Origin of the sequence: Kineosphaera limosa NBRC 100340 (genome assembly GCF_000298215.1) — a bacterium.
GTDB lineage: Bacteria > Actinomycetota > Actinomycetes > Actinomycetales > Dermatophilaceae > Kineosphaera > Kineosphaera limosa.
In genome coordinates this window covers 80,478-88,374 of sequence record NZ_BAHD01000022.1, presented here as the reverse complement: position 1 = coordinate 88,374, position 7,897 = coordinate 80,478, and the positions used below count along the sequence as shown (strand labels likewise).

The window sequence follows — 7,897 nt, the reverse complement described above, 5'->3', positions numbered from 1 at the left end:
GCGAGCGCGGCGGCGCCGGCGGCGGGGTCGATGCGGCGGCGTGCAGGCATGTCCCCGATTCTCCCCGCCGTGCCCGCGCCCGGCGCCAGCCCCTCCCCTGGCGCCGGGCGATACCTCCGTCTCAACTGGTGGCTATTGCGGTACCTGCCGAGGGTTGCGGTCGCAACGGCAACCCTCGGCAGCGACCGCAACCGTCGACTGGTGGGAAGGCTGCGGCAGCGGGCGCACCCCTCGGGCACGGCAGCGGCCCGGATCCCCCTGAAGACCCGGGCCGCTGCGGTTTGAGGGGTTCGGCTACTTGACTTCCTTGCGAGAGACGCGCCAGAAGCCGATGGCCAGCGGCAGCAGCACCCACAGGGCGGTGGTCGAGCCGACGTGCGCCCACTGCTGGGCGGTCAGCGCGTTGTCGCCGAGCAGCGGCAGGTTGGCCGCGCTCATGTCGAACCAGACCGCGCGCTCGGTGAGCCAGGAGCTGAGCATCGTGACGATGCTCGTGACGACCGGCACGAGGAAGAAGGCGACGATGCCGAGCGGCACGCTGAGCACCAGGGCACCGAAGGCGATGCCCATGAGCACGCCCTGCACCTGCAGGAAGGTGAGGTTGGCCAGGAACGCCCAACCCATCGCCAGGTCGACCTGGCCACCGTCGACCAGCGCCATCGAGAGCGTGTGGCCGAGCATCGCGACGCCCACGGTGATGACCAGCACGCCGAGGCCCAGCAGCACCGCCGAGACGGCCTTGGCGAGCATGACCCGCAGCCGGCGCGGCTCCTGGCTGAAGGTGACGAGCGCGGTGCGCTGGCTCCATTCGTTGGCGGCGGTCATGACGCCGAGTACCGGCAAGAGCAGGGCCTGCGGCATGTTGGCGGCGATGAGCAGCGGCACCAGCTCGGCGCCGGTCTCACGGCTGACCCACAGCACCGCGGCCATCGCGATGACCGTGACCCCCAGGATCGCCAGCAGCACGCCGCGGCCGGCGCGGGTGTCGACGAGTTTGCGCAGTTCGACGCGCACGAGCCGGGTGAACGGCACGGGCCCGACGTCGGCGAGTTCGGGGTGAAAGCCCTGGTCCAACGACGCCGACTCACGACCCCGCGGAGGCGTCGAGGCGGCCCCGGTTGGGGCGTTCACATCGGAGGTGGCGGTGCTGCTGTTCATCGAGGTCCCCTCGTCAATGGTCTGCGTGCTGCTGGTGGCGGTGTTCATGCGGCGTTCCCGACGCCCTCGCGGGCGTCGTCGGCCGTCAGCTGCAGGAACATGTCCTCCAGCCCGCCGCCGCCCGCGCTGCGGAGCTCGGTGATGAGCAGCTGCTCGGTCAGGCCCAGGCGCGCGACATCCTGCGCGTCGGCCGCGACGACGAAGCCACCTTCGGGGCGGGCGCTCGGCCCCCACCCGGCGACCTCCAGAGCCGCCCCCAGCCGCGCTCGATCCGGGGAGTCCACGATCGTGCCGCCCGCGCGCAGCAGCTCGTCCTTGGCGCCGTGGGCGACGATCCGGCCGCGGCCGATCATCACCAGGTCCTGGGCGATCTGCTCGACCTCGTGCAGCAGGTGTGAGCTGAGCAGCACCGTGCCGCCCTGCGCGGCGTACTCCCGCAACAGGCCACGCATCCAGCGGATGCCGGCGGGGTCCAGCCCGTTGGCGGGCTCGTCGAGGATCAGCACTCGCGGGTCGCCGATGAGCGCGCCCGCCAGGCCGAGCCGCTGCCGCATTCCGAGGGAGTAGTTGCCGACGCGTCGGCCGGCCTCCTTGGTGGTCAGGCCCACCCGCTCGATGGCGGCGTCGACCGCCGGGCGCCCCAGCCCGGCCATCGTTGCCGCCAGGAAGAGCGTCTCGCGGCCGGTACGGCCCGGGTGCTGGGCGGTGGCGTCGAGCATGACGCCGACGTGCCGGGACGGGGTCGGCAGGCTGCGGTACGGGCGGCCCAGCACCGTCGCGGTGCCGGAGGTCGGGGTCGTGAGCCCCACCATCATCCGCATCGCCGTCGACTTGCCGGCGCCATTGGGGCCGAGGAAGCCGGTGACGCGACCGGCGCGGGCCGTGAAGGTGATGTCGTCGACCGCGGTGAAGGCGCCGTAGCGCTTGGTGAGGTTCTCGATCTGGATCATGCTTCCAGCATCGGCCGCGCGGGTCGGGGCGCACATCCCCCGGCGGGAGGATTCGGCCGCGACCAAGGTCTACGCCTGGTCGCGGCACCCCCTACCAAAGGATGAGGTGCCCGTACCCGCTGGTCGGTGGGGTGCGCGGCCGGCGGCCCCTAGTGTTGACAGGTATGCCGCCCGCATCGTCGACCGCCGCCGAGGTGAACCATCCGGACCTCGACCGACTGCCTGCGTGGGGGCACGCCTGGCGGCTGGTCTTCGTGTGGTGCGCGGGTGCACTGGTGTGGCTGTTCTCCGCGGCGATCGTCGCGAACGCGTGGGGGCTGGCGGAGGGCGCGCAGCCGTCGCCGAGCGCGCCGGCGCTGCTCTTCGTCGACTTCGTCGTCGGCCAGATCGCTGTCGTTGCCGTCGCCTTCCGGCGCCGCTGGCCGATGACGATCGCCCTCGTGACCGCGCTGCTCTCCGGGATTTCGATGTTCGCGTCGGCCGCCGCTCTGCTGGCGCTGACCTCGGTGGCGACCCGACGGCATCTGCCCTCGATTCTGCTGGTCAGTGGCGTCGGCTGCGCGGTTTCCCTGTTCTACGAGACCGTGATGACCCCGGTGCTGGGCCTGCGCGGCACTGCACCCGACTCGGGGTTGCTCGTCGACCTCGCGATCAGCTTCGGCTTCATCGGGTTGGTCTACCTCGTGGCCGTGCTCCTGGGGTGGAACACCGGCTCGCGGCGAGAGCTCGTCCGCAGCTGGCGCACGCAGGCGCGCACGGCGACCAGTGAGCAGGCCGCCCGCGTCGCCCAGGCCCGGCTCGCCGAGCGCGCCCGCATCGCCCGCGAGATGCACGACGTGCTCGCCCACCGCCTGTCCCTCGTCGCCATGCACGCCGGCGTGCTCGCGCACCGCGCCGATCTACCGGAGGAGGATCGGCGCGCCGCCGCCGAGGTCGTGCGCAGCGGCGCGCATCAGGCCTTGGAGGAGCTGCGCGAGGTGCTCGGCGTGCTCCGCGAGGACGGCGACCCCGAACGGACCGTCGAGGCCCCGCAACCCGGCCTGTCCGCCATCCCCTCCCTCGTCGCCGAGCTGACCAGCAGCGGCCAGGACGTGACGCTGACCGCCGACCCCGCGCTGTGGGCCCGCTCGGTGAGCCTGCCCGCGAGCACCGGCCGGCACGCCTACCGGGTGGTGCAGGAGTCGCTGACCAACGCCCGCAAGCATGCGCCCGGCGTGACCTGCGCGGTGACCCTGGGCGGGGGCCCCGGGCACGGGCTGACCCTGGAGATCTCGAATCCCCTGACCCGGGTGCGGGATGCGCTGCCCTCCGGCGGGCGCGGCCTGCCCGGCATGGCCGAGCGGGTGGCCCTGGCCGGCGGGCGCTTCGATGCGCGGGTGCGCGGGGCGGCCTTCATCGTGCGGGTCTGGTTGCCCTGGCCGAGTCGCCAGCACGACGCACCGGAGGATGCCCCGGTACCGGCGCGGGAGAACGGTCCGGCGGGCGGGCACGGTGCGCAGCAGCCCGACGCAGGGCCGGTAGTCTCCACGACGACATCCGAGGCGGAGACGACGAGTCGGGCAGACCGGGCGGAGGGCGGACGATGACTGGGCGGCCGAGCGTGGTGCTCATCGACGACGACCCGCTGGTGCGGGCGGGCCTGCGGATGATGCTCGGCGGGCCCGACGGCGTGGCTGTCGTCGCGGAGGGCGAGGACGGCGACCAGGTCGTCGAGCTGTACGGCCGACACCGCCCCGACGTCGTCCTCATGGACATCCGGATGGCCCGCCTGGACGGGCTGGGTGCGACCCGCGCGCTGCTGGCCGCCTATCCCGACGCCAAGGTGCTCGTGCTGACGACGTTCGACGCCGACGACTACGTGCTGGAGGCCCTGCGGGTCGGCGCCCGCGGGTTCGTGCTCAAGGACACCCCGCCGGACCGGCTCGTCGCCGCCGTGCACGAGATCGTCGCCGGTGAGCACGCGCTCTCCCCCTCGGTGACGGCGCTGCTGGTGCGGCAGGTCTCCCAGGAGCCGACCCCCGGCGACGACCGCGCCGCGCGCGCCCGAGCGCAACTGGATCGGCTCACCGAGCGCGAACTCGACGTGGCCCGCGCCGTCGCCCGGGGCGGCTCGAACGCCGACATCTCCCGTGAGCTGTACCTCGGGGTGCCGACCGTCAAGGCGCACATCTCCAGCATCCTGGCCAAGCTCGACCTCACCAACCGCGTGCAGATCGCCCTTCTGGTGCAAGACGGCGCCGACCTCTGACGACGCCTGCGGCCATGCGGTGACCCGGCGCGTTCAGCGGAGGGTGGGCAGGAGGGCGGCGACGGCCTCCAGGGTGTCGCGGCGGCCCTCGTACGGGGAGTCCGCGCGGGGCCAGTGGGCGATGACGTCGGTGAACCCCAGGTCGGCGGCGCGCCCGACGGCGTCGGTGAAGGCGGCCACGCTGGTGAGGCTGTAGCGGTCGTAGTCGAGGTTGAGGTAACGGTCGAGAGGCTGCTCGCGGCCGGTCTCCTGCGCCAGCTCGTCGAGGCGGGCGCAGAGCTGCGCGAGCCCCTGCCACCACGTCTCTCCCGTGGCACCGTCGCGGCCGATGGTGACCCAGCCCTGGCCGTGCTCGAGCGCGACGCGCATGGCGCGCGGACCGTTGGCGGCGATGACGAACGGCATCCGCGCGGCGTCGGGGCGCGGCACCGGGCCCGGTAGCGAGCGCGCGTCCCGCGCCTGGAACCACTCGCCGTCGAAGTCCACGTGGTCGCTGGTCAGCGTGCGGTCGAGCAGGTCGGTGAACTCCGCCATCCGGTCGACCTTCTGCCGGGGGGTCAGCGGCGGCGTGCCGAGGATCGTGGCGTCGGGCTCTCCCCCGGAGCCGATACCGACGATGACGCGCCCGCCGCTGATGTCGTCCAGCGCCAGCAGGTCGCGCATCAGCGTCACCGGATGCCGGTAGTTCGGGGAGGTGACGAACGTGCCGAGCTGGATCCGCTCGGTGACGAGGGCGGCGGCGGTGAGCGTGGGCGTCGTTCCGTACCAAGGCGATTCGCGCAGACCACCCCACACGAGGTGGTCGTAGGTCCACGCGTGGTCGAAGCCCATCTCCTCGGCCGCGCGCCACATCGGCGCCGCGTCGGACCAGCGGTGTTCAGGCAGGATGCAGAGACCGAAGCGCATTCCGCCACGCTAGGGGACAGCGAGCGGCATGCCACGATGAAGCGCATGACGGATGCCGCGCAGGCCGCGCCGAAGGAGTCCGCGGGGGCGCTCGCGTCGGCGGCGCACTGGGGATTGTTCACCGCCCTGGCGCGCGACGGCGAGGTCGCCGCAGTCACGCCGTGGGCCGGTGACCAGGCCCCCTCCCCGCTGCTGGGCAATATCCCCGGGTCGGTGCGCCACCGCAGCCGGGTCGCGCGCCCGGCGGTGCGCCGCGGCTGGCTGGAGCGCGGCCCCGGACCGACCGACCGTCGCGGCCGCGACGACTTCGTCGAGCCCGGCTGGGACGAGGTGCTCGACGTGCTGGCCGCCGAGTACACCCGGGTGATCCGCGAGCACGGCAACGCCGCGATCTACGGAGGCTCGTACGGCTGGGCCAGCGCCGGCCGCTTCCACCACGCGCAGTCGCAGCTGCACCGCTTTCTCAACTGCCTCGGTGGCTACACCCGCTCGGTGAACTCCTACTCGACCGGATGCAGCGAGGTGTTCCTGCCGCACGTCGTGGCACCCGAGTCCGTCGTCACGGCGTTCGCCACGACGTGGGACGTCATCGCCGAGCACACCGACGTGCTGCTGTGCTTCGGCGGAATCCCGCTGAAGAACACGGGCACCGACAGCGGCGGCACCGCCGACCATCCGGTGCCCGCCGCGGTCGACCAGGCGCGCCGCCGCGGAGTGCGGATCGTCTCCGTGAGCCCGCTGCGCGACGACCTGCGCGACGCCGCACCCGCCGACGCCCCGTGGCTGCGCGCCGCCACGCAGCAGCTCGCGGACCCCGCCGGCCGAGGCGACGGTGCGGCGGAGGCCGGGTGGATCTCCATCCGCCCCGGCACCGACGCGGCGTTCCTGCTCGCGCTCATCGGGGAGCTGGACGCCTTGGGCGCGGTGGATCACGGCTTTCTCGCGCGCTGGTGCGTGGGCGGGCCGGAGTTGCTCGCTGCCGTCCGCGGTGAGATCGACGGGCAACCCAAGACGGCGGCCTGGGCGGCACAGATCTGCGGCATCGATCCGTTGGTCGTGCTCGAGTGCGCTCGCCTGCTGGCCGCGGCCCGGCGCACGCTGGTGACCGTCGGCTGGTCACTGCAACGCATCCAGCACGGCGAGCAGCCGCTGTGGGCCGCCCTGGCGCTGGCGGCCTGCCTGGGGCACATCGGACTGCCCGGAGGCGGCTTCGGCAGCGGCTACGGCTCGATGAACAAATCGGGCCTATCTCCGGCCGTGTGCCGGCTGCCGTCGCTGCCGCAGGGCACCAACCCGGTCGCCGAGTTCATCCCGGTCGCGCTGGTCAGCGACATGCTGCTGCACCCGGGCCAGGAGTACGACTACAACGGGCACACGCGGCGCTACCCGCGGATCCGGCTCATGCACTGGGCGGGCGGCAACCCGTTTCACCATCATCAGGATCTGCTGCGGCTGCGCCGGGCCCTGGGGCGCCTGGACACTCTCGTCGTCGCCGACCCGTACTGGACGCCGATGGCCCGGCACGCCGACATCGTGCTGGCCGCCACCACCGCGCTGGAGCGTGACGACCTCTCCGGCACCCGGGCCGGCGCTCGGCTGTCGGCCATGCGGACGGTCGTGCCGCGGCACGGGCAGGCCCGCGACGACTACGACAGCCTCACCGGGCTGGCGCGCCGCCTCGGCGTGGCGCAGCGCTTCACCCAGGGCCGCGACGCCGCCGCCTGGATCGAGCACCTCTACGAGACGTGGCGCGCCGACCTCACGGCCGGGCGCACGCTGCCCCCTGGTCCGGTGACCGCGGCGGACCTGGACCAGGTGCTGCCGGGCTTCGCGGGCTTCTGGGCGGCGGGCCACGTCGATCTGCCGCGCCAGGGCCCGCTGACCCTGCTCGAGGCCTTCCGCACGGACCCGGCCGGCGCGCCGCTGCCCACGCCGTCGCGGCGCATCGAGCTGTTCAGCGACGCGATCAAGGGCTTCGGCTACGCAGACTGCCCGCCGCAGCCCACCTGGCTGGAGCCGCAGGAGTGGCTCGGCGGGCCGCGCGCGGGGCGCTATCCGCTGCACTTGCTGGCCAACCAGCCGCGCACGCGGCTGCACAGCCAGCTCGACCAGGGCGCCACCTCGCAGGCCAGCAAGGTCGCCGGGCGCGAGCCGATCCGGCTGCACCCCGCCGACGCGGCGGCCCGGGGCGTCGCTGACGGAGATGTCGTGCTCGTCAGCAACGATCGCGGGGCGTGCTTGGCCGGCGTGGTGCTGAGCCAGGAGCTGCGACCCGGCGTCGTGCAGTTGTCGACCGGCGCCTGGTACGACCCGTACGACCCCGCGCGGCACGGCCCGCAGGCCGGCGAGCACGGCCTGCCGGAGGGCGCGTGCGTGCACGGCAACCCCAACGTGCTGACCGCCGACCGCGGCACCTCGGCCCTGGCGCAGGGGTGCACGGGTGCGCACGTGCTCGTGCAGGTGAGCCGGTGGCAGGGTCCGCTGCCGCCGGTGCTGGCCTTCGAACCACCCACAGCGATCGCGAATGCCACCCATATCGAAGGTGTCGCTCGCCAGGCGCACAAGATCTCGCTAGTTTCGTCGTATTGCAGACAATCCTGCGAAGCACCGTCCGCGTCCGACGACAGGCAATGAC

Annotated in this window: 6 protein-coding genes; 3 read left to right on the top strand and 3 right to left on the bottom strand. The window is 73.3% G+C overall.

Features of this window, described 5'->3' with window-relative positions:
• Positions 1-294: 294 nt before the first annotated feature.
• Together KILIM_RS07845 and KILIM_RS07840 are read right to left on the bottom strand one after the other, a co-directional pair.
• Positions 295-1,206 carry an ABC transporter permease gene (locus KILIM_RS07845; protein ID WP_006592122.1) on the bottom strand — a complete coding sequence of 304 codons (912 nt, stop codon included), beginning with the start codon at positions 1,204-1,206 and terminating at the stop codon, positions 295-297.
• Positions 1,203-2,108, bottom strand: a complete 906-nt coding sequence (locus tag KILIM_RS07840) for an ABC transporter ATP-binding protein (RefSeq protein ID WP_006592121.1) — start codon at positions 2,106-2,108, stop codon at positions 1,203-1,205. The genes KILIM_RS07845 and KILIM_RS07840 overlap by 4 nt, the downstream gene beginning before the upstream one ends.
• 164 nt (positions 2,109-2,272) lie before the next feature.
• On the opposite strand from KILIM_RS07840, the gene KILIM_RS07835 reads away from it, so the two are divergent.
• Positions 2,273-3,694 carry a sensor histidine kinase gene (locus KILIM_RS07835; protein WP_006592120.1) on the top strand — a complete coding sequence of 474 codons (1,422 nt, stop codon included), beginning with the start codon at positions 2,273-2,275 and terminating at the stop codon, positions 3,692-3,694.
• Entirely contained in the window at positions 3,691-4,356 is a 666-nt protein-coding gene (locus tag KILIM_RS07830) for a response regulator (RefSeq protein WP_006592119.1), read from the top strand. Before KILIM_RS07835 ends, KILIM_RS07830 begins: the two co-directional genes overlap by 4 nt.
• Before the next feature lie 33 nt (positions 4,357-4,389).
• Here the strand turns inward: KILIM_RS07830 and KILIM_RS07825 are convergent, their stop codons facing one another.
• On the bottom strand, positions 4,390-5,262 hold the full coding sequence (locus KILIM_RS07825) for an LLM class flavin-dependent oxidoreductase (RefSeq protein WP_006592118.1): 873 nt from the start codon (positions 5,260-5,262) through the stop codon (positions 4,390-4,392).
• Positions 5,263-5,298: 36 nt separating this feature from the next.
• On the opposite strand from KILIM_RS07825, the gene KILIM_RS07820 reads away from it, so the two are divergent.
• A complete protein-coding gene (locus KILIM_RS07820; protein WP_169330744.1) occupies positions 5,299-7,896 on the top strand; it encodes a molybdopterin-dependent oxidoreductase in 2,598 nt (865 codons plus the stop codon).
• Position 7,897: the final 1 nt, after the last annotated feature.